The 21,720-nt window shown below is 65.4% G+C and carries 22 protein-coding genes; 10 read left to right on the top strand and 12 right to left on the bottom strand.

Annotated elements, in window-relative coordinates:
* From DBR22_RS02830 to DBR22_RS02795, 8 genes are all read left to right on the top strand, one after another.
* Positions 1-1,542: flavin-containing monooxygenase (locus DBR22_RS02830; RefSeq protein ID WP_108597690.1), on the top strand; the 1,542-nt coding region annotated here is incomplete at its 5' end.
* The gene (locus tag DBR22_RS02825) at positions 1,539-2,471 is read left to right on the top strand and encodes a glyoxalase/bleomycin resistance/dioxygenase family protein (protein WP_108597689.1); all 933 of its coding nucleotides are present in this window, start codon (positions 1,539-1,541) and stop codon (positions 2,469-2,471) included. The genes DBR22_RS02830 and DBR22_RS02825, both read left to right, overlap by 4 nt.
* Positions 2,468-4,303, top strand: a complete 1,836-nt coding sequence (locus DBR22_RS02820) for an MFS transporter (protein ID WP_108597688.1) — start codon at positions 2,468-2,470, stop codon at positions 4,301-4,303. Before DBR22_RS02825 ends, DBR22_RS02820 begins: the two co-directional genes overlap by 4 nt.
* Positions 4,296-4,550 carry a hypothetical protein gene (locus tag DBR22_RS02815; protein WP_146187352.1) on the top strand — a complete coding sequence of 85 codons (255 nt, stop codon included), beginning with the start codon at positions 4,296-4,298 and terminating at the stop codon, positions 4,548-4,550. The genes DBR22_RS02820 and DBR22_RS02815 overlap by 8 nt, the downstream gene beginning before the upstream one ends.
* 294 nt (positions 4,551-4,844) lie before the next feature.
* A complete protein-coding gene (locus DBR22_RS02810; RefSeq protein WP_108597686.1) occupies positions 4,845-5,864 on the top strand; it encodes a zinc-dependent alcohol dehydrogenase in 1,020 nt (339 codons plus the stop codon).
* Between the two features lie 40 nt (positions 5,865-5,904).
* Positions 5,905-6,462: an isochorismatase family protein gene (locus DBR22_RS02805; protein WP_108597685.1), complete on the top strand. Its 558-nt coding sequence runs from the start codon at positions 5,905-5,907 to the stop codon at positions 6,460-6,462.
* A 77-nt stretch (positions 6,463-6,539) separates the two neighbouring features.
* Positions 6,540-7,244 carry an alpha/beta fold hydrolase gene (locus DBR22_RS02800; RefSeq protein ID WP_108597684.1) on the top strand — a complete coding sequence of 235 codons (705 nt, stop codon included), beginning with the start codon at positions 6,540-6,542 and terminating at the stop codon, positions 7,242-7,244.
* Positions 7,245-7,246: 2 nt separating this feature from the next.
* The gene (locus tag DBR22_RS02795; protein ID WP_181364994.1) at positions 7,247-7,897 is read left to right on the top strand and encodes a hypothetical protein; all 651 of its coding nucleotides are present in this window, start codon (positions 7,247-7,249) and stop codon (positions 7,895-7,897) included.
* A gap of 15 nt (positions 7,898-7,912) precedes the next feature.
* On the opposite strand, the gene DBR22_RS02790 is transcribed toward DBR22_RS02795, so the two are convergent.
* Positions 7,913-8,854 (bottom strand): hypothetical protein, encoded by a 942-nt coding sequence (locus tag DBR22_RS02790; protein ID WP_146187351.1) that lies wholly within the window; start codon positions 8,852-8,854, stop codon positions 7,913-7,915.
* 231 nt (positions 8,855-9,085) lie between these two features.
* Here DBR22_RS02790 and DBR22_RS02785 point away from each other — a divergent pair, with 231 nt between their 5' ends.
* Both DBR22_RS02785 and DBR22_RS02780 read left to right on the top strand, forming a co-directional pair.
* The gene (locus DBR22_RS02785) at positions 9,086-9,307 is read left to right on the top strand and encodes a hypothetical protein (RefSeq protein ID WP_108597682.1); all 222 of its coding nucleotides are present in this window, start codon (positions 9,086-9,088) and stop codon (positions 9,305-9,307) included.
* 170 nt (positions 9,308-9,477) lie between these two features.
* Positions 9,478-10,464 carry a trypsin-like serine peptidase gene (locus tag DBR22_RS02780; RefSeq protein WP_108597681.1) on the top strand — a complete coding sequence of 329 codons (987 nt, stop codon included), beginning with the start codon at positions 9,478-9,480 and terminating at the stop codon, positions 10,462-10,464.
* Positions 10,465-10,643: 179 nt separating this feature from the next.
* Here the strand turns inward: DBR22_RS02780 and DBR22_RS02775 are convergent, their stop codons facing one another.
* The 11 genes from DBR22_RS02775 to DBR22_RS02725 all read right to left on the bottom strand — a co-directional run bounded on the left by DBR22_RS02775 (position 10,644) and on the right by DBR22_RS02725 (position 21,712).
* Positions 10,644-12,179 (bottom strand): aldehyde dehydrogenase family protein, encoded by a 1,536-nt coding sequence (locus DBR22_RS02775; RefSeq protein WP_181364993.1) that lies wholly within the window; start codon positions 12,177-12,179, stop codon positions 10,644-10,646.
* On the bottom strand, positions 12,176-12,940 hold the full coding sequence (locus tag DBR22_RS02770) for an HD domain-containing protein (RefSeq protein ID WP_108597680.1): 765 nt from the start codon (positions 12,938-12,940) through the stop codon (positions 12,176-12,178). Before DBR22_RS02770 ends, DBR22_RS02775 begins: the two co-directional genes overlap by 4 nt.
* Positions 12,941-12,969: 29 nt before the next feature.
* Positions 12,970-14,283 carry an NAD(P)/FAD-dependent oxidoreductase gene (locus DBR22_RS02765; RefSeq protein WP_108597679.1) on the bottom strand — a complete coding sequence of 438 codons (1,314 nt, stop codon included), beginning with the start codon at positions 14,281-14,283 and terminating at the stop codon, positions 12,970-12,972.
* Between the two features lie 2 nt (positions 14,284-14,285).
* Complete coding sequence (locus DBR22_RS02760) at positions 14,286-14,606, bottom strand: 2Fe-2S iron-sulfur cluster-binding protein (RefSeq protein ID WP_108597678.1); 321 nt, start codon at positions 14,604-14,606, stop codon at positions 14,286-14,288.
* Between the two features lie 59 nt (positions 14,607-14,665).
* Positions 14,666-15,460: an SDR family NAD(P)-dependent oxidoreductase gene (locus DBR22_RS02755; protein WP_181364992.1), complete on the bottom strand. Its 795-nt coding sequence runs from the start codon at positions 15,458-15,460 to the stop codon at positions 14,666-14,668.
* On the bottom strand, positions 15,453-17,321 hold the full coding sequence (locus DBR22_RS02750; RefSeq protein ID WP_108597676.1) for a PEP-utilizing enzyme: 1,869 nt from the start codon (positions 17,319-17,321) through the stop codon (positions 15,453-15,455). The genes DBR22_RS02755 and DBR22_RS02750 overlap by 8 nt, the downstream gene beginning before the upstream one ends.
* A 69-nt stretch (positions 17,322-17,390) precedes the next feature.
* A complete protein-coding gene (locus DBR22_RS02745; RefSeq protein ID WP_108597675.1) occupies positions 17,391-18,470 on the bottom strand; it encodes a PEP/pyruvate-binding domain-containing protein in 1,080 nt (359 codons plus the stop codon).
* Positions 18,471-18,475: 5 nt separating this feature from the next.
* Positions 18,476-19,753, bottom strand: coding sequence for a cytochrome P450 (locus tag DBR22_RS02740; RefSeq protein WP_108597674.1), 1,278 nt, complete (start codon positions 19,751-19,753; stop codon positions 18,476-18,478).
* Between the two features lie 188 nt (positions 19,754-19,941).
* Positions 19,942-20,736, bottom strand: a complete 795-nt coding sequence (locus DBR22_RS02735; protein ID WP_108597673.1) for an IclR family transcriptional regulator — start codon at positions 20,734-20,736, stop codon at positions 19,942-19,944.
* Positions 20,737-20,795: 59 nt separating this feature from the next.
* On the bottom strand, positions 20,796-21,512 hold the full coding sequence (locus tag DBR22_RS02730) for an HD domain-containing protein (protein WP_108597672.1): 717 nt from the start codon (positions 21,510-21,512) through the stop codon (positions 20,796-20,798).
* Positions 21,513-21,589: 77 nt separating this feature from the next.
* Entirely contained in the window at positions 21,590-21,712 is a 123-nt protein-coding gene (locus tag DBR22_RS02725) for a biotin/lipoyl-containing protein (RefSeq protein WP_375134876.1), read from the bottom strand.
* Positions 21,713-21,720: the final 8 nt, after the last annotated feature.

Here is a 21,720-nt window from a genome sequence, read left to right as displayed (position 1 = left end):
GGATTCAGCGCACGCACGCTGGAAGCCGGCGACGGCGTCGGGGGTGTCTGGTACTGGAACCGCTACCCAGAGGCACGCTTTGACTCGGAGAGCTATACCTATGGATACATCTTCTCCAAGGAGCTGTTCCAGGAGTGGCGGTGGCGGGAGGAATTTGCGACCCAGCCCGAAATCGAGGACTACCTCAACTTTGTCGTGAATCGCTTCGACCTGCGGCAGCACATCAGTACGGGACAGCGCGTCGTCTCGGCGGTCTATGACGAGACAGACGCCATCTGGGTGGTCACCACCGAAGCGGGCGGGATCACCCGCGCCCGTTGGGTCATCTCCGCCACCGGCGGCCTCTCGGTGCCGCACCTGCCCGAGATCGAAGGCCTGGACGACTTCCAGGGGGAAGGGCACCACACCGGCGCCTGGCCGCACACCCCGATCGATTTCACCGGCAAGCGCGTCGCGATCATTGGCAATGGTCCCAGTGGCGCCCAACTGCTGCCGGCAATTGTCGACGTCGTCGAATCAGTAGATCTCTACCAGCGCACCCCGACCTGGACAACACCCCTGAACAACGCACCGATCACCAACGAACGTTTCGAGTGGCTCCACGAGAACTTCGAGGACATCGTGAAGGTACTCAGCACGTCGCCGTCGGGGTTTCTGCACGAACCTGCCGGCAAGTTCTCCACCGAGGACCCTGCCGAGGCCCGCCAAGCGTTCTACGAGAAGATCTGGAAGAGCCCAGGCTTCGCGAAACTCACCTCGAACTACTACGACATGACCACGAACCGGGAAGTAAACCTCGAATTTTGCGCGTTCCTGGCCAACAAGATCCGCAGCATCGTCAAGGACCCGGTCACCGCCGAGCGCCTCATTCCGAAGGATCATTTGTTCGGCGCGAAGCGTCCCCCTTTCGTCACCAATTACTTCGAGTCCTTCAACAAACCCAATGCCGGCCTCGTCGCGCTCAAGGAAACACCGATCGTGCGTGTGGACGCGACCGGGATCGAGACCACGGACGGACACCGGGACTACGACATCATCGTCTACGCCACCGGTTTCGACTTCGGAACGGGTGCCCTGACCCGGCTGGGCGTGAAGGGCCGCGAAGGCCTCGATCTGAGCGTTGACTGGGAGGACGGCCCGTCCGACTTCGGCGGGTTCAGCGCGAACCGCCTGCCGAATTTCTTTTTCCCGGGCGGTCCGCACGGTGCGGGCGGAGGCAACTACCCGCGGTACTCGCAGGATCAGATCGACTGGATCCTCAACACGATCATCTACGCGCGCGATTACGGCTACGACACCTTCGAGCCGACGGCCGAGCAGGAGGCTGTCTGGATGTCGATGATCGAGACCCTCGCTCCCCTTTCAATCTTCTCCGCCGAGCACAGCCATTACTATGGCGCCAACGTCGAGGGTAAGCCGCGTAAGTTCCTGCTCAACCCCGGTGGCCGCGCAAAACTGCACGAGATCCTCGACGAGGTTTCGTCGACGGAAAACTACGGAGGCGCGTTCTCGTCCGCGCTGGAAAGAGTGGCTGCCGGGTGAGCACCGAAACTGACCAGGCCTTCCGCGTGAAGTCGGTGTTCCACCCGACTCTTCACGTGCCCAGCCTCGACGCAGCAGAGGATTTCTTTAGCCGCGTTTTCGGGCGACCGAGCACGAATATCGGAACGGTGATGAAAACACCGCCGGCTCCGGGGCATTCCACCGACTACTCGAACTACACGCTGATCGCCGACGTTCTCATCGACAGCCTCGAGCCGTCGCGGTACTTCACGGGCGGCGTCCAGCGTTATCCCGATATCGACACCGGTCAGCTGAACGCCGTCGGCTGGTACGTTGATGGCGCGAAGGACCTCTACCAGGCGTTTCGATCGGCTGGTGTGCGGCTCGTCGATGCGAGGGACAGGACACTCGACACCGAGGAATGGAGCGGCGGCCCCTCGCCGTTCTATTCCCTGCCCGAGGACGCTGGAATGCGGTACCAGTTCTTCGAGACGTTTCCCTTCCCGCTCGACCCTCGGGCCGACGCCGGTTGGACAGCAGCCGCCCTTCACGACGGCGGCCCGCTGGGTATCGTCCGCACCTCGCATCACACGATCCTCACCACGCGGCCCGATCGGGCCCTCAAGGTTGCCGTGGACCTGCTCGGCGGGGAGATCGTCCATTCGGGTGCCGACAGTGTGCGCGGTATATCCGGGGCCTACGTGCACCTGGCCGACGCCGTGTTTCACTTCGCGACACCCGAGGCGGGCACTCCGGCAGCAGCAGATCACGCGCTCAATGGCCCGTTCGACACGTACCATGCGATCACGTGGGAGGTTGAGGATCTGGACACCGCCGCGAAGCACCTCGCCGCAACCGGAGTCGGCATCGCCGCACACTCGGCCACATCGCTGGTGACCGACCCGGCCACGAGCCTCGGCGTGCCCTGGGGGTTCACGACGGAGCCGGCGCAGCACCGGACGCCATGACTGCCAGCAGCGCGCCCGCGGACCAGTCCCTTCCGTCCCGCGCGCACCAGCGGCTGATCGTGGCTGTGCTCGCTTTCGCCGGGGCAAGCGCTTCGTTCCAGCAGACCATCCTGATCCCCATCCAGGGAGCACTCCCGGAACTCCTCGATGCGAGTCCGGACGATACCGCGTGGGTCATCACCGTTACCCTGCTGGTCTCCGCGATCTGCACCCCGATCGCGGGCCGCCTCGGAGACATGTTCGGTAAACGCCGCATCGCCCTCGTGCTCCTCGGGTTGCTGATTGCCGGCTCCGTGGTGGCCGCACTTTCGCCCACGGTCCTGCCACTTATCATCGGCCGCGCCCTGCAGGGGACGGGGTTGGGCGTCATCCCGCTCGGCATCGCCCTCCTTCGCGACTCGATCCACCCGTCCCGCCTGGGCTCGTCCGTTGCGCTGGTCAGTGCGACCCTCGGCGTCGGGGCGTCCCTTGGACTGCCCATCAGTGCGTTCGTCGCCGAGACCGCAGACTTCCGTGTACTTTTTTGGGCAGCGGCGGGAACCGGCGTGATTACCCTCGTGCTCGTATTCCTCATCGTCCCCGAGCACGGCACACCACCGGGAGGCGCGATCGACGCGGGCGGTATCGCGGGCCTGACGATCGGATTGACCGCCCTGCTGCTGGCAATCTCCCGCGGGAACACGTGGGGGTGGACCTCGCCTGTGACGCTCGCACTGCTCATCGGCGGCGTCGTGGTGTTCAGTGTCTGGGGAGCCTACGAACTGCGCGTGCCGGATCCCCTCGTAGACCTGCGGGTCAACGCCCGTCCGGCGGTACTCCTCACCAATCTCGCGTCCGTTGCAATGGGCTTCGCTCTTTTCGCCTCGAGCATCGCCTTTCCGCAACTTCTCGAGTTGCCCGCCGAAGCGGGTGGCCTCGGCCTGCCTCTGCTTACCGCAGGGCTCGCCCTGATGCCCTCAGGGTTCGCAATGCTCGCCATGTCGCCCGTCGCGGGCCGTCTCGAACGGCGTTTCGGTGCCAAACCCTCGCTCGTCGCGGGATCGTTGATCATCGCCGGATGCTACGCCGCCTCCATGTGCCTTGACCTCCAGTTGTGGCACATCGTCCTGATCAACACGTTCTCGGGTGTCGGCGTCGGGCTCGGCTACGCCGCCATGCCCACCCTCATCATGCAGGCGGTTCCGCGGAATGAGACCGCAGCCGCGAACGGACTCAACGCCCTCATGCGCGGACTCGGGACGGCGACCGCTGCCGCCGCAATCGCCGCTGTCCTGGCGAGCTCCGGAATCTCACTGGACAAATCCCCCGTTTCTCCGGATGAGCGGTTCGACGGTGCCTTCATGCTGGGGCTCGTTGCCGCACTCGCCGCGGCGGCGATCGCTGCCTTCATTCCGAGAAGTATGGGCCCCGCCGGATTTGCATCCCCGGAGGCGCCTCCGCACGTCCATCTCCCCACCCAACACCGACAGAAAGCGAACACCATGGCCCATTCGACGAACGCACCCCGCGAAATTCTGATCGCTCTTGTGAACGCAGTAAAGGGAAAGGAGGCCGAGTTCAACGAGTGGTATTCCAAAACCCATATCCCCGAGGTCGTTGCCCTGCCCGGTTTCGTCAGTGCGCAGCGCTATGAAATCGCCGGCGCCGCACCCACCCCCTACCGGTACGCCACGGTGTACGAAATCGAGGGCTCGGCCGCGGACGCGCAGACGTTGCTTTTCGGCGCCGGGCTCGGGGGCACCGATACCCAGGACCTGCCGCAGATGTTCTTCGGCGCCTTCGCCCCCATCGGGGGTCCGGAGCGCAATGACGCCGGCCCGCTCGATGCCTAAGCTGCACCTCGCGGCCCCCACGAAGGTCGCCAACGCCGGTCCTTCACTGCCGTGCACCAAGCATGAGGACATCCTGACGCCCGGGAACCATCTCCGTTTCCGGGTGGGGCCGGAAACCCTCAGCGGCGTGGTGGACGCCGTGATGGCAGACAAGTCCTGCTTCTGGATTTGGGCCGACGGCGGCATGGGCCGGCGCCTGATTGCCGCCGGCGACGTCGCGGCAATCGAAGCGGCAACTGCTCAGTGAACAAGCAACAGCAGTTCTGTCGCTAAAAGGAAGGACGAAGCGATGCATGGAGAAATCACCGCCTTTGCCTGGGAAGGCTGGTGGGCCCAGGAAGATGCCACGGCACCTGGACCCACCGTATTGCCCGCGAGGGATGCAACCTTCCAGGTGGCGCTGACGGAGCAAAGGGCTTGGGAGAGCCGCCCCGTGGGGTGCAACCGCCAAGTACCCAACGGCTGCTGGCCGCGAAAATCCACCATGAGACACTGACAGCCCTTACGGGGCATGTAGATAGCAAGGGAAGGGAGACAGCCAATGGAATCAGTCATGGTGACAGGGCGGGACAGAACGGAAATTGTGGAGGTCGCGGAACCAGTCGCAGGCCCACGGGACGTGATGGTGAAAGTAAGGGCCTGTGGGATCTGCGGCTCGGACCACATGTACACAATGTACGGAGGCATTCCGCCGCGTCAGGGCCGGACGCCGCTGGGACACGAGCCGGCTGGCGTGGTCGTACAGGTCGGGTCAGAAGTGCGGGGCGCCTCGGTCGGTGACCATGTCGTGGTCAACCCCATGGCCGCATCCGACGGCATCATCGGCAGCGGCGGAGCCCAGGGTGCCTTTTCGCCCTACATCGTGCTCTTCGACGCGGTCGCAGGCACGCACTTCCGGGTTATCCCGGATGAGGTTCCCTTCGACGTCGCCGCTCTCAACGAACCCATGGCCGTCGCAAGGCACGCGGTCAACAGGTCCGGGGCAAAGGCGGGTGAAAAGGCCGTCGTATTTGGAGCCGGACCTATCGGGCTGGGTGCGCTCCTCAGTCTCAAAGCCAAAGGAGTGGAGCACGTCGTCGTCATCGATGTGCTGGCCAGCCGTCTGGCAAAGGCGTTGGACGTCGGCGCTGATGCGGTCATAAATTCCGCTGAAGAGGACGTTCCGGCACGCCTGCTCGAGCTGCACGGGGAGGCGCCCCTTGCAGTAGGGCAGCACGGGGCCAGGCCGGGCACCGATGTGTATATCGATGCCGCTGGGGTTCCTGCTGTGCCGACCACGGTTTTTGCGATAGCCAGGCAAGGAGCGCGGTTGGTTATTCCCGCCGTGCACAAGAAGCCCCTGGAAGTTGACTTCGGCTCGCTCCTGACCAGCGAAATTTCCATCATCATGTCAATGGGCTACCCCACCGAGATTTTTGAAGTCACCGACGACATCATCGCCAACTGGAGGAAGTACCAGCTGATTATCAGCCACCGTATTCCGGCGGACGACGCCCTCGCAGCGCTGGAACTCGCAGCTACGCCTGGGGCGGCCGACAAAGTGATCGTGACCTTCGATTGATGGACGCTGAACCAACGCAGAAGCGAGGCAAGGAATCCCGATGCCCATAGGTGCTTTGGACCAACAAACCGCGTTGATCGTGCTCGACCTGCAAGCCGGGACGGCCGCCAACCCCACCGCGCATCCTGCCGGTCAAGTCATCGCGCGGGCCGCTGACCTGCTATCTGCCTTCCGCCTTCGCGAACTGCCCGTAGTACTGGCCACTGTGGGGGGAACGCCGGCAGGCCGCACCCAATACACCGACGGTCCGCGGGACTTTCCGCCGTCGTGGGAGCAGCTCCTTCCAGAACTGGACCAACAGCCCCAGGACCTCATCCTGACCAGGCGGGCCTGGAGCGCTTTCGCGGGTGGCCACCTCGCCGCACTTCTCAGGGAGCGTGGAGTTACCCAGGTTGTACTCGCGGGAATGGCCACCAGTTTCGGCGTGGAGTCTACGGCCCGGGACGCTTACGATCTTGGCTTCTCCGTGTCATTGGCCGTTGATGCCATGACTGATCCGAGTCTGGACGCCCATCTCCACAGTGTCACCCGTATCTTCCCGGCCTTGGGACAGACCGGCTCAGTGTCCGAGATCATCAAATTGCTTGACGAGCGCTGAGCCTGCTGCGCGGGCCGGCATGGTTGACAGGACCTGATGCCCTACCCGCTGTCAGTGCCGCGGAGTAGGGTGCCGTCATGGACATCATCCTGGTACCCGGTTTCTGGTTGGACGCCTCGTCGTGGGAGGAGGTCACCCCCGCCTTGGCGGCGGCAGGGCATACCTGCCACCCGCTCACCCTCCCCGGCCTTGAATCGAAAAACGCAAAGCGGGCCGGCCTCACCCTCAAGGACCACATCGACGCCGTTGTGAAAACGGTGGACGCCCTGGAGGGCAAGGTGGTGCTGGTGGGGCACTCCGGTGGCGGTGCTGTCATCCACGGGGTGGCGGACGCGCGGCCTGACCGCGTAGCGCGGAACATTTACGTGGACAGCGGGCCCCTGGGTGAAGGGGGCGTCATTAATGACGAGCTGCCCGCCGACGGCGACGACGTCCCGTTTCCGCCGTGGGACGGCTTCGAGGACGCCGACCTGACGGACCTCACGGAGGATCTGCGCAAGGCATTCCGTGCCCGCGCCATCCCGGAGCCCAAAGGCGTGGCGCACGGCAGACAGCGCCTGCACGACGTCCGCCGTTACGAGGTTCCCGCCACGGTGATCGCCTGCCAGTTCCCGTCCTCGCTGCTGCAGGAATGGATCGACGCCGGCCACCCCTTCACCGCCGAACTGGCCCGCATCCGCGACGTCGAATTCGTGGACCTCCCTACCGGCCACTGGCCGCAGTTCACCAAACCGGCCGAGCTTGCCCAGGCCATCCTGGCTGCAGTGGACCGCGCCACCTGACCGTGGCCGGAGATGCGTTCCTCCGCCGCTGGTTTGTGTCCGTAACCCTTGCGGAAGCCGCAGGGTTTGCCATTCCCGCGATCATCGGCGGCACCCTTTCCCTCTTGGCCGCGCCCGCCGGAGTCGTGTATCCCGCCATGGTCCTGGCCGGTGCGTGTGAAGGGTTCCTCCTGGGCTTCGGCCAATCAGTCGGTTTTGGCGCCGCGGTTCCCCGGGCACCATGGATGCTCGCGACGGCGGCCGGCGCGGCACTGGCATGGTCCATCGGCATGCTCCCCAGCACCCTGGGCGGCATCGACTTCAGCTCCACCGGAGTGATCGTCCTTGCCGCCGTGCTCGGCTGCGCCCTTCTGCTGTCCATCCCCACACTCCAATGGCTGGTCCTGCGCAGGCTGGTCCCGCACCGGCGGACAGCCTTCTGGATTCCCGTCAACGCCGGCGCCTGGGCTGCGGGCCTCCTGTGGACCTTCGCGCCGTCCCCGTTCATCGACGAAACCACTCCGGTGCCGGTCCTGTTCGCCGTCTATCTAATGGCAGGGCTGCTGATGGCCGCCACCGTGGCAGTGCTCACCGGGTTCGCGGCCCGGCGTGCAGGGAACCTCGTCGTGCGAAGTGCGGCCGCGGATCCGCCGGGTGGGGGAAAGCGCGCCTGAGCGACGGCACTCGCGCTATCGGAATCCCCGCAGGAAAGCGGCACCGGCCTGCACGAACGGTAGCCCCACCAGGATCAGACCGCCCGCGGCTACGGCCAGGGCAGCAAAGCTCAACGCGAACTGCGCCTGGCCCGTGTATGCCTGGAAGACGCTGACCGCCAGGACCAGCGCGTAACCGATGGCAGCAGTCCACACTGTCCGCCGCCGCCGTGCGTCGGACCAGGTAACGTGCTGAACGAGCCAGCCGAGCAACGGCAGGACCTGGATCGCGTGCAGGGCGATCCCGTGCGGAGATTTCAGGACCCCGGCCGCGCCCACCACCACGCCTTCGGGGCCGAAAACGGCAGCATCATTGCCAGCCAGGACCGCCGGCTCACCGATTGCGATGATGGCGACACCGAGGACCTGTCCCGCGACGAGCAGCACCATGCCTGCCCGGATGGACAGAGTGAGTGCAGGCTGCCCGGGCCTGGCCGACGTGAAGCTCAGGATGGCCAGGCTGACTATCACCACGACGATGACCGTCACGGCGAGGCCCATGGCGGAGAAGGCTGCGGCATCGAACGGTGTGGCGTTGTTGAAATGCGACGGGACTCCGCGCCAGGCCTGCAAGGTCACCAACGCACCCTCAGCCACAATCGCCGCGCTGAGGGCGCCGAGCAGGATCCACGCGGTGGCCGGCCTGCGCTTCAGACGCGCGTCGGTCAGGGCAAGTGTGATGGCGGTGAGCGCGAGGGACAGACCGAAAGTGATCGGCTTTCGCCAACCCACCGGTCCTTCCCATGCCGTGCCGGAAATAAGGAACACCACGGAATGGAAAGCGGCGGAGGCTGCCATCAGGAGGCCGACGGCGGCCAGGACTTTCGCCGGTGGGGACAGTTCCCGCCACCCGCGGCGAAGATGTGAGGGGCCGGGGACAGAGGGACGGAGGCGCTGGGTCGTGGTTGCTGGGTTCACGAAATTCAGAGTAGGTTTTCGGCCGGTCCGGCCGGATCCGGGACTCCCCTGATGAGGACCCTGGGCGGACCCTCATTTCACCCCGGGACCCGCTCAAATCCACGAATCCTGTCGAAAAACACGAACCTTGGGCTAGCCTTTCCAACAGTGGTCCGGGAAACATTTCGGCCCCTGAGGTTCCGGCGAAGCTGCCGGGTTTTGTCTGATAATTCGTTCGAGCAAAGGATGGTCATGGCCGTTTCAATTGAGCTGGGCAAGAAACTCGACAAGAGCTTTGAGAACTTGAGTTTGGAGGAAGTCCTGGACGCTCCGCCGTCGGCCCTGGCCGGCCTTACGGAAAAGCATGCCGAACTCCTCGCCGGGCTGGGGATCAAGACGGTCCGGGATCTCGGCAGCAACAAGTACTTTGCGCTGGCAGGCGTCCTGGTGGCGCTGTCCAACCACGTGGACTAATTCCGAGAAGCTAAAAAGGTCCGGCCGGTGACTCCGCCGGCCGGATCTTTGGGTTAAGCAACACAACAAGCTTTGTTATCTTATTTACAAACTTGTCATACACGACTAGGTTCTTAGCATCCCCAGCGGATCACATCTGGATCCGCTTTATGCGTTCGAAGAGGATGACTATGACAATTACCAGGACTCTGGCCACAAGCCTTATGAGCCTCTCAACAGCAGCGTTGCTCGCCCTTTGCTCGGCAGGAGGAGCAAGCGCCGCACCCCCGGCGCCGGAGAACGAGGAATCCCGCGGCGTCAGCAGCTCACATGTCGCCGCCTCCGCGGACGCAGGCTACTGGACGCCGGAACGAATGCGCGCGGCAATCCCCGGCGATGTACTGGCGAAGAAGGCACTGGACCGGCAGAAAGCCAACAAGGCCGACGTCGCTGAACGCGAGGCAACCGCACCGGAGAGCAAGGTCCAGGGTTCGTCGCCGCAGGTCCAGCAGAAGGCCAACGCCAGCGAAAGCCCGGTTCCCCACATTGGCAAAGTCTTCTTCACCCTGGGCGGAGCAAACTACGTCTGCTCGGCAAACTCGGTGGTCTCCACCAACAAAAACACCGTCTCCACCGCCGGGCATTGCCTTAATGAAGGCCCCGGCGCCTTCGCTACCCGGTTCACTTTTGTCCCTGCCTACCTCAACGGTGCTGCGCCGTACGGCCAGTGGACGGCCAAAGCCCTCTACGCCCCCACCCAATGGAGCTCCTCAGGCAGCATGCAGTATGACACCGGGTTCGCCGTGATGTCCCAGCTGAACGGCCGCAACCTCGCAGACGTCGTCGGGGCCTCCGGCGTTCAGTTCAATGCCGCACGCGGCCTCGCCTACAAGGCATTTGGCTATCCCGCGGCCTCGCCGTTCAACGGGGAATCCCTGAAGAGCTGCACCGGCACGGCCACGAACGATCCCTACAACCCGCAGTTCAACTCCCAGGGCATCCCGTGCAACATGACCGGCGGCTCCTCAGGCGGTCCCTGGTTCACCGGCACCAGCTCCAGCGGGTACCAGAACTCGGTCAACAGCTACGGCTACGGCAGCAAATCCACCAAGATGTATGGCCCGTACTGGGGTTCAGTGATCCAGCAGGCCTACACCACCGCATCCTCAGCGTCCTAGGCAACGGGGCGGGCGCTTTGCCCGCTTAGAACGGACTGAACGACGGCGGCCGGCCATGGGGGGCCGCCGTCGTTCACGTTGGGGTGAAGCAACGCGGGGTCACATCACGCCTGATTCTTGCCCCGGATTGGGCGTGATGTGACCCGGCGTTGGAGTTTTCAGAGCATACGTTGCGGGTTTCAGACCTTGCGGTGGATCGACTTGTAGCTCAGGTAGGCGTTCAGGCCCTCAATCCCGTACTCCGTGCCAAGGCCGGAATCGTGCCGGCCGCCGAACGGCGCGGCGTGGTTGGAGGCGAAGAAGTTCAGGCCCACCGAGCCGGTATCCATCCGGTCGGCAACGGCGAGTGCCGCAGCCTCATCGGAGCCGAACACCAGCCCGCCCAGGCCGAACTCGGTGTTGTTGGCGAGTGCCACTGCCTCATCGACGGTGTCGTATTTGAGGATGGTGATGACCGGTCCGAAGATCTCTTCCCGGGAGATCCGCATGTCCGGCGTGACGTCGGCAAAGACCGTGGGTTCCACGAAATAGCCCTGCTCGAGCCCCCCGGAAAGCGACGCAGCACGGCCGCCGGTGGTTGCCCGGGCCCCCTCGGCCAGCCCCGACTCCACGTACTCCAGCACGGTCCGGTACTGGGACTCGGTGGCACAGGGGCCAAAAACGGTATCGGGCTCCAGCGGATCGCCCTGTTTCCCGGCGGCGATGGTGGCGGTGACCATGTCCACCACCTCGTCGTAGCGGCTCGCGGGGGCGAGGATACGCGTGGAGATGTAGCAGGTCTGCCCCGTATTGCGCATGGAGGACCGGATCAGCACCTCGGACATGGCGTCCAGATCGGCGTCGGGCAGCACAATCGCACTGGACTTCCCGCCCAGCTCCAGGGTGACCGGGCGCAGCAGTTCACCGCAGGCCGCGGCAATCTTCCGGCCCACCGGCGTCGAACCCGTGAACGCGACCTTGGCGACGCCGGGGTGCTTCACCAGCACATCCCCGAGCCGGCCGGAGCCGGTGACCAGATTGACGACGCCGGCCGGGACACCCGCTGCGGCGACGGCGTCAATGATCACCCGGATGGACAGCGGCGTGGGCGACGCCGGTTTGATCACCACGGTGCAGCCGGCCAGCAACGCCGGAGCGAGTTTGATGACCACGAGGTTGATGGGGAAGTTCCACGGCGCGATCAGCGCGCAGACGCCCAGCGGGTCGCGCCGGACCACGGATTCGCCGCCGCCGCGCGGGAAGGGGCGGACGTCCTCACGCTCGAGGTACCCGGCCAGGGTGGCGAAGTAGCGGAAGATGCCTGCAGCGTTGGCCGCTGCACCTGCGGATTCGGAGACCGGCGAGCCGTTTTCCCGCGAGTTGGTCAGCGACAGCTCTTCGGCCCGCTTTTCCACTTCCTCGGCAATCCGGATCAGGTAGGCGGCACGCTCAGACGGGGAAAGCTTGGGCCACTCGCCCTGGAAAGCCCGCTGGGCGGAGCCGACGGCGGCGTCAACGTCTTCGGGGGTCCCGTCGGGGACGGAGCCCCAGACTTCGCCGGTGGCAGGATCGGTGACCGGGTTCCGGCCGGTGCCCTGCGAGGGCTGCCAGGCGCCGTCAACAAAGATGGTGTCCACGTGCGTATGGGGCAGCGAGAGGGCCGTCCGGGCAGTCAGGGCGGGAGCATCATGGGCGGGAGCGTTATGGGCGGGAGCGTCATGCGTGGCGGAGGTCATCGGATCACCGCGGTCTTCAGCAGGGCGTTGGAACGGCCAAGATCGGCGGTGGCCATGTCAACGGCCGCCTGGGTAATAAGTTCCGGCACGATTTCGGTGGCCAGCCTGTCCGTGTAGGTGGCCGGGTCCATGGCAAACCACGAGGACGCCAGTGCGATCCCTGCACGGTCGAACCGCCACAGCCGGTCGGCGTCGCGCATGAGGGCATCCTCCAGGGAGCGGGCAACCAGGCGCGTGTCATGGCCGTCGATGATTTCGCAGACGCGCTCCACAAATTCCGGCGAATAGCCCAGGCCGGGCAGCACGCGCCGTGCTACTTCACAGCCCTGCTGCTCGTGTTCGTAGCGGATGGCGGCCTTGCGCCAGTCGCCGGAGAAGCCTTCGGAGATGATCCGGGATTCGTCTACGTGGGCCCAGCCGGTGTCGTGAAGAAGGGTGGAGACGCGCACCAGTTCGGCGTCGGCGTCGGGGTAGGCGCGGCACAGCCGTTCGGCGTAGGCCAGCGAAATCGGCAGATGGATGTCGTTGCCGCGGGTCCGGGTCTCGAGGACCACGGCCTGCCACAGTTCGTCGAGCTCCCCAAGGGCCGCGGGGGTGTTGCAGATGGCCGTCGTGTCCACCGCGCCTGCCGCTGGGACGGGCCGGACGCTGTACTCGGCGGCGAAAGCCTGGGCCAGCGCGTCCGCCTGTCCGTTGGCGGGATCAGCTGCCGCGTTGGCGGCGGTGCCGCCCTCGGCGACCGGGGTCTTGGGGGTGCTCATAATGCTCCTTCGGGGTGCCGGCCGGGAGGCTAGCTGTCCGTGGTGATGGTCTTGAGAAGTGTGGCGGGATCCGCTGCGGCGTCGGCCGGAATGTTCTGTCCCTTGGCCAGCGCGTTCTTGACAGCCATGAAGTCCAGGGGCGCGTTGACGCAGTCCGCGGCGATGATCCGGCCCTGGCGGTAGTAGAGGACGCTGAACTTGCCGCGTTCCCCGTCGCGCCGCAGCACTGTCCGGTCGTAGCCGTTGCAGAGGCCCGCGATCTGGAGCTTGAGGTCGGCCTGGTTGGACCAGAACCACGGGATGCCGGCGTATTCCTCACGCCTGCCGGTGAGCGAATAGGCGGCCACCTTGGCATGCTCGATGGCGTTGTTGACGCTTTCCAGCCGGATCCGCTCGCCCGCTTCGGAACCCGGTACCGGGTTGGGCATGTTGGCGACGTCCCCCACCGCAACGGTGGTGCCGTCCGACGCCAGCGCGAATCGGTCCACCACCACGCCGTTGTCCACCTCAAGGCCCAGCTGTTCGGCCAGCTGGGTGTTGGGGATGACGCCGATGCCGATCAGCACAATCTGCGCCGGCAGCACCGTCCCGTCCTGAAGTTCGACGGCGGCGACGGAAGTACCGCCGTCGGATGCGGTAAAGCGCGCGGCACTCGTGTTCAGCCGGATATCCAGCCCGCGGGAGCGGTGTGCCTGCAGGAAGTACTCGGCGGTCTCCTCCCCCACAGCCCTGCCAACGAGCCGCGGGCCGAACTCGAGGACGGTGACGTTTTTGCCCATTTTCTGCAGGCTGGACGCGGCTTCGAGGCCGATGAACCCGCCGCCGATCACCACCACATCGGTGGCGTCGCCCACCCGGGCCTTGAGCGCCAGGGCGTCGTCGGCGTTGCGCAGGTACAGCACACCGTCCAGGTCCCCGCCCTCGATGTCCAGTTTCCGGGCACGGGCACCCACGGTGAGGGCCAGCCGCTTGAAGGGGAATTCCCGGCCGGAGGACGCGTGCGCCACCCCGGAACCGTCCGCTTCCTTGTCGATCCGGACAATGTATTCGCCCTTGACCAGCTCCACGTTGTGCTCGGACCAGTACTGGTTGGACCGGAAGATCAGGGATTCGCTCTCGACCGTTCCCTGCAGGAATTCCTTGGACAGGGCAGGCCGCTGGTATGGGCGGTGGTCCTCGTCGCCGAGCAGCGTGATGTGCTCGTCGAAGCCCAGTGCCCGCAGCGAAACGGCCAACTGCACCCCGGACTGGCTTGCACCGATGATGAGGAGCCCGGTCCGGGTGGGGACAGCGTGCGGGTCCGTTGTGGCGGGGGCGGTCTGCTCCACTGCTTGCGCGCCCATCGCTACACCTGGGTTTCCGGGGTAGTGACGAACAGTTCGATCTCGTCCGTCAGGCGCAGCTGGCAGGACAGCCGGGAGTTGTCCTCCCGGTCCACTGCGGTGCCGTACAGCATCTCGTCCTCCATGTCCTCCATCGGCGGGAGCTGCGAAGCGCAGTCCTCCCGGACAAAGACGTGGCAGGTGGCACAGGACAGCGAGCCGCCGCACTCGGCCACGATTCCGGGTACGCCGTTGCGCACCGCGGTTTCCATGACCGAATCGCCCACGTTGCCCTGGACGTCGCGTACGGCGCCTTCGGCGTCGGTGAAGTGAACCGTTGGCATTGGTCCTCCTTGTGGTTGAAGTTCGTTGATGGGAATGGCGGGTCGGCGAAGCGGGCTGGTCAGATGAACTGCCGGCCGCCGTCCACCACCATGGTCTGGCCGGTGTAGTACGAGCTGTCCGGTCCGGCGAGGAACAGCGCAGCGCCCACGATGTCCTCCGGCTGGCTGGCCCGCTTGATGGCTCCGCGGTCCACGCCGTAGTTCTCGGCGTTTTCCATCAGCCCGTAGCTGGCCTCGGTGAGGGTGAAGCCGGGGGCGATCGCGTTGACCGTGATCCCCCGCCGCCCCAGTTCCTTGGCCATAACCCGGGTCAGGGCCACCACCCCGCCCTTGGAGGCGACGTAGTGCAGCCACTGCTCCGAGCCGCTGAAAACGGTGGCACTGGACAGGTTGATGACACGGCCGCCCTCGGGCAGGAACGGACTCGCTGCGCGGGTCACCAGCCAGGGGCCTTTGAGATTCACGTTCATGACCAGGTCCCATTCGGCCGGATCAATGTCCTCGAACGGGCTGCGGGTCACCCCCGCGTACACCGCGGCGTTGTTAAGGACGACGTCGATGCTCCCGTTGCCGAACTCCGCGCAGCTTTTCGCGAGGTCCTCGGTGGACTCGACGCTGGTGACGTCTGCCGAGAAGGCGGCTGCTTCGCCGCCGGCTTCGCGGACAAGTTTGGCTGTCTGCTCGGCGCCTTCGAGGTTGATGTCCGCCACCGCCACCCGGTAGCCGCGGCCAGCGAAGCCGAGCGCGAACGCCCGGCCCAGCCCGCCGGCGGCACCGGTGATGAGGACGGTGCGGATGCGATCATCTTCAGAGCCACCGCTATATTCCGCGCTGGGCATATTTACCTCAAGCATGGCTGTGGCTGTGGGCGCCCGGTCCGGTGGCAACCAGTTCGTCTTCGGCGTCGAGGATCTGGACGGTGCCCTTGGTCCCGTCCACGCGGAGCCGCTGGCCGGTCTTGATGGTGGTGGAGGCGGAGCCTGTCCCGGTGACGGCCGGGAGTCCGTATTCGCGGCAGACGATGGCGGCGTGGCTCATCATGCCGCCGATGTCCGTGACGGTGGCCTTGATCTTTCCGAAGATCGGACCCCAGGACGGTGCGGTGACGGTGGCAACGAGGATCTCGCCCTGCTGGACTTCGGAGAGCTGGTCCGCGTCGGTGACCACGCGGGCCAGGCCTTCCACTACACCGGGTGAGGCTGCCATGCCGCGCAGTCCGCCGCCTTCCACCGCTTCGCCGGCACCCAGCCACTGCTGGACCTGCTCGGTGGTGATGCCCCAGAGCATCCGGGTGAAGGGTTCGGTGATGGACTCCGGCGGGGTGTTCAGCGCCGGAGTGGGCCGGGCGGTCTTGAGGGCGTCCACGATGCCGCGGCGGCGTTCGATCTCTTCCGGCCAGTAGTCGGGGCCGATCGGCTTGGCGCCGACGCCCCAGCCGGTGACCAGGTCAAAGAGTGCGTCGCGGACCTCGTTGCGGCCCAGGTACAGCAGATCGTCCGGTTCGGTCCAGAAGCCCTCTGCCTGCATCATGCGGGACAGTTCGCGGATCTTGCGCCAGAAGACGCCCATGGTCCAGTGCTCGATGTAGAAGTTGTGGTTTTCCACGTACGGGTAGGCGGTGGCGGCCAGTCCGCGCTTGGCGTCGAACAGTGCTTGGTTTTCGCCTTCGAGGAGGTCGCGGTATTCCTCGATGATGCGGTCGCGCTCCACGATCAGGGCTTCGACCGGGCGCATGATTTCCTGGCCCTCGTCCAGCCGGCGGATGTAGTCCGCAATGTAGCCGAGCGGGATTTCCTGGTGCTCATTCCAGTACTTGTCGTGGCCGTAGAAGCCGTTGCCTACGGTGAAGTTGAACCACGGGTCCTTGGCGGCCTCGTACTGGGCGATCCACCGGTCCCCACCGGGAGCGGCTGCGATGGCACCCAAGGTGGCATCGACGTCGTCCGTGTTTGTGAACCGGGACTGGATCCCGAGCTCGACCGCGAGCTTGGCGAGGCCCTTGAGCTCGTCATCCGGGCGGAAAAGTTCCATGTCCACGCCCTGCACCATGGTGGCGATCGACTGGTCCGGGACGTTGGGGAAGACCTGCTTGCAGAAGTTGAAGAAGTCCAGGTAGGCGATGTAGCCCAGGTTCAGGAACTCGAAGTGGTACTGCCAGTTCTGGTACGCGAGCTGGATGAGCCGGTCGTAGCTTTCGAGCAGCTTTTCGGAGCCGTCCTTGCCCTTGCCCGAGACGATGTCCTCCATGGGGACCATGTCCGGGAGCTTGGGGAAGGAAATGGTTTCCATCTCCGCGATGGTTCCCTTGACCTTGACGTGCCATTCCTTGAGCAGCTGCTCCCAGTTCTGGAAGTAGTGGCCCACGCGCTGCTCGAACAGGGGAACGCGCGCGGCGATCTGGTCCTCCGGCACCGGGATGGGTGACATGTAGAGGTAGCCGAGGTGGATGCGGAACTCGATGCCGTTGGCGTTGGGGATCATCAGGTGCCGGGCGTTGTACTGGCCCAGGCACTTGACAGCGAATTCGCCGCCGATGGTCTCAAAGGGCTTGAAGACGGTGGGCCAGTGCTGGCTGTCGCAGAACCAGAACTTGGCGTCCTCCTGCTCCTTGAGCTTGTCCTGGAAGACCAGATAGTAGGGGTAGATCTTTTCCCAGCCCTCGGCGCCCGCGGGGACCGTGAGCTCGGAGGGTTTGGGGAAGGACTTCAGGGACATGGCGGTCCTTTCATACGGCTCGGCGGTGAGCCTTGGTGTGTGGAACGGGACTGACAGGAACTGCGGAAGCTACACGGCCTGCTTGGGTATGGTGGCGCTGAAGCCGCTGAAGAAGCCGCCGGAGACCAGCGGTTGCGGGGCGGTCTGCGGAGCAGGTTTGGAGGAGTGCACAGTTTCCGGGCGGGACTGAAGCAGGAGCAGGTTTTCGCCGTCCGGCAGGTCCGCGTCGAGCGCCCATTCGATGTCCTGCGGGCATTTGTAGTGCTTCTCGGCCCGCTTGGCCATCTGCGCGACGGCGGTGAGTTCGGCATCGGTGAGGCTGCGGCGGCCGCGTCGCTCGTCGTCGACCTCGCGTTCCACCAGGCGCTTGGCGCCGGCGTCGGGGATGAGTTCGGCGTGCTTGTCACCGAGGTGTTCATTGACGACGGCGAGCGTGACCTTGTCCAGCAGGATGTTGTCCGGCGTGACCTGGCCCGAGACCACCATTTCGCCGACGCCGTAGGAAGAGTCGATGGTGATCTTGGAGCGGTCCCCGTTCGTGGGATCCATGGTGATCGCCACACCGGAAACCCGGGAGTTGACCATTTTCTGGACGACGACGGCCATGGAGAGGCCTTCGTTGGGGATGTTGTTCTTGAGCCGGTAGATGATGGCGCGGGAGGTATAAAGCGATGCCCAGCACTGGCGGATGTGCTCGGTGACTGCCTTGACGCCGTCGAGCCAGAGGTAGGTGTCCTGCTGGCCGGCGAAGGACGCGTCCGGCAGGTCTTCTGCGGTGGCGCTGGAGCGGACGGCCACCGGCACGGGCGCGTCGAAGCGGTTCATGAGGGACTCGTACGCGGTGATGGTCAGCTCGCGCATGGCCTGCGGGACCGGGCGGGAGCAGATGTCCTCGCGGATGGCGGCGGAGACCTTGTCCACCTGGTTCATGTCCTCCATGTCCAGATCGGCCAGGAGCTGGTGGATGTGCCGGGTGATGCCGGCTTCCTCCATGAAGGCATCGAACTGGACGGTGGTGACGACGAAACCGGGCGGGACGGGCATGCCGGCGGAGGTCATGGTGACCAGGGAGGCGCCCTTTCCGCCGAGGTTTTCAAGCGTGGGCTCGATGCCGCCGTCGAAGAACTGGATGTATTCGTTGCTTTGCATATTTCTCAGGCCTTCCAGCTGACAGGAACGGTCTCGGGGACACGGAAGGAAAGGTTTTCGCGGAAGGCAATGCCGTCCGGGTCCTCGAGCTGCAGGCCCGGGGCGAGCCGGGCCACTTCCTCGAGCGCGATTTTGGCCTGGAGCTTGGCGAGCATGTTGCCCAGGCAGTAGTGGATTCCGAAGCCGAAGGAGAGGTGTTCGCGGGCATTGGGCCGGCTGATGTCGAAGTCTTCGCCTGCTTCGAACTTGCTTTCGTCGCGGTTGGCGGAACCCATCAGGAGCAGGAGCTGGGAGCCCTCCTCGATGGGGACGCCGCCCACTTCGGTGTCTTTGAGGGCCTTGCGGCGCCAGCCCACGATCGAGCCCGCGTAACGGAGGACTTCGTCGATGGCAGCGGGGATCTTCTTGGGGTCCTCCACCAGCTGCTGCCACTGCTCCGGGCGGGCCAGTAGCTCGCGCAGGGCGTTGGAGATCAGCGTGGTGGTGGTTTCGTGGCCGGCGAAGAGCAGGCTGTAGAGGACGGAGGCTATCTCGTGGTCCGAGATTTCCGCACCGTCCTGCTGCGCCTTGACGAGGTCAGCAGTGAGGTTGTCGCCGCCCTCCTCGTGGGCCACCCGGACCAGGCGCAGGCATTCCTGCCAGTACTCCACCAGGTTATGGGCGTGTGGGATCTGTTCGTCATCGCTGAGGTCGCCCCAGGTCATCGCTGCCCGGGAATCGCTCCAGCGCTTGAAGGTGTCCACCTGGGACACGTCGGCGCCGATGAGCGTGAGGATGGTGATGGTGGGGACATCGTAGGCGAGGTCCTTGACGAGCTCACCGCGGCGCTCTTGGCGGGAGAGCATTTTTTTGATGAGCTTGACGACGTTTTCCCGGATGAAGGGCTCCAGTGCCTTGTAGCGGCGGGGAGTGAAGGCCTTCTGGACCACGGCGCGGATGCGGGTGTGCTCCGGCGGGCGGCGGGCTGACAGGCCGGAGTAGGCCGTGAAGCCGCCCTCTTCCATGATCTTCTTCGCGGCAGCCCCCCGTTCCCGGACGGGTGCCTGGGCGTTTTCGCTGGAGAAGGTTTCCCAGTCCTCGAACACTGCCTTGATGTCGTCGTAGCGGGAGACGACGTACAGGCCCACGCGCTCATCGAACATCACGGGCTGCTCGGCCCGGAGTTCGGCGTAGGCAGTGAAGGGATCCTTCATCTGGAAGGGCTCGTAGCCGTGGTGCCCGGCGGGGGCTTCGGCGCCGTACCCGAAGGGACAGCGGCCGGCCGTATCTGTCGACGATGACATCTGGACTCCTGGTGTCTTGGTTCCGCCCGGCACTCTTGGAGTGGCGGGGCTTCTGGACTCCAGTGTGGTCCGCATCACCGTCCGTGGATAGGCATCACTTCCACTGGGCGGAAGGCAATACCGCTAGCACGGCAGAGTCCGGAGTGGATAGCACGACGGCGGTACTCACCGAGCCGTCGTCGTATGCGTTAGTCCGTGGCGCCCCGGTGCACCCCGATCAGGGTCTCCAGCGGAATCCGCGCGGTAGCCCGCTCGATCTGGGCAGATATCCCTTTGAGGACGGGAAGGTGCCTGGTCATGGTGGATGCCTGGGAGGTTGCCAGCACGAGGCCAAGTCCGGCGCCGATCCTGCCCGTGTGGAAAACAGGGACGGCGACGGAACACGAGCCCAGGCGCATCTCCTCCATCGTGGTGGCGTACCCCTGCTCGCGGATCTGGCTCAGCTCTTCGGCAAAACGCCGCGGGTCGATATGCGTGTGGGCGGTGGGCCGCTCGAGGTCGCGGTTGAGGTAGGCATCGCGGACCCAGTCGTCCTCGAACGCGAGGATGACTTTCCCGACGGCGGTGGCGTGCATAGGCAGCCGGCCTCCCACCCGGGAGGCCCGGGGGACGCGCTTGGAACCGTAGACCCTGTCGATGTAGAGGACCTCATGTCCCGCGCGGATGGCGAGCTGTGCGGTCTCCCCGGTCAATGAGAACAGGTCCTGGATGTACGGGCGCGCAGCGTCGCGGAGCTGGCGTCCGGTGTTCTGGGCAAGTTCCCAGAGCCGGATACCCAGCTGGTAGCGGCCGTTCGGCTCACGCGAGAGGAATCCCCAGTCGGTCAGTTCGTTGACCAGCCGGTGGGTGGTGCTCAGCGGCAAGTCAGACTTAGACGCGATGTCAGTCAGGCTCAGGGCTCCCCGCGACTTCTCAAAGGCCTCCAGGATGGCCAGCACCTTGGACGTCACGGTGCGTCCGGGTTCGCGGCTGCCGCCGGCCATGGTGACCTCCTCGTTCCGGACGCTCTGTTGCGGGGTGCCCGCGGCGTCCGGATTCGAGTCTAGACGGCAGCCCGGCCGTCGTCCCCGCCAGCCAGGAGCCGCTGACGCTGCGGCCACAGTGTCACGGACTCCAGCGCGGACAGCGCCAGCGCCATGGCCTGCGCTTCGGCGGTGAACAGGTAGCCGTGGACGCGCTGGCTGCACAGCCGCAGGGCCTGCCCGCGATCGAGCCCGAACCAGTCCATCACGGTGTCGATCCCGTGCGGGCTGAGCCGCCAGGTCTTATCGGCGTCCTTGACGATGGCGTCCTCGATGGACAGCGCCTCGCGCCGGGAGTCATGACCGTCGATAATCTCCAGAATGGCTGGGATCTTGGCTGCGTCGTAGCCGCTCTCCGCCAGGATTCCGGCGGCGAGCCGCGCACCTTCCTTCTCGTGCAGCAGCACCAGATCCGGTCTCCCGCCGCCCGGCGCAATCGCCGCCAGGACGCCGTCGGCCGGCACCTGGGACCAGCCGATATCGTGCAGCATGATCGCGGGACGTACGACGGCGGCATCCGCTTCTGGGTGCGCGTCCAACAGTGCGCTGGCGAGTCCAAAGGCGTAGAGCGTGTGGGCATCGTTGTCCCGGACCTTGAGGTACGGCTCTGCGAGTTCCCAGACCGCAGCCAGCTCCGGCTCGAGGTCGATAACCCCGGCCGGGTCCGGCTCAATCGCGGCGTCGACTACCGCGGCGTCGAGACCCGAGTGGTTGGCGGCCGGCAGTAGCTTTGTCATCCACCCAGCCTGCCCCGCCGAGGGTCCGGCGGCAATGGGGCCCTTCCGTCCAGCGGAAACACCCCCGAGGCAGGCAGCTAGCCGATCAGCGCCAGCACCGCGCCGGCCATGACCACGCCGCCCGCTTCCGCCCGGACGTCAGTGACGGTCCCGCCACGGTGCGCAGCTACCTGGGTTTCCATCTTCATCGCCTCAAGCACGACGACGG

The sequence above is a fragment of the Arthrobacter sp. HMWF013 genome, from assembly GCF_003061105.1.
Taxonomy (GTDB): domain Bacteria; phylum Actinomycetota; class Actinomycetes; order Actinomycetales; family Micrococcaceae; genus Arthrobacter.
This window is presented reverse-complemented; position numbering and strand designations above follow the sequence as displayed.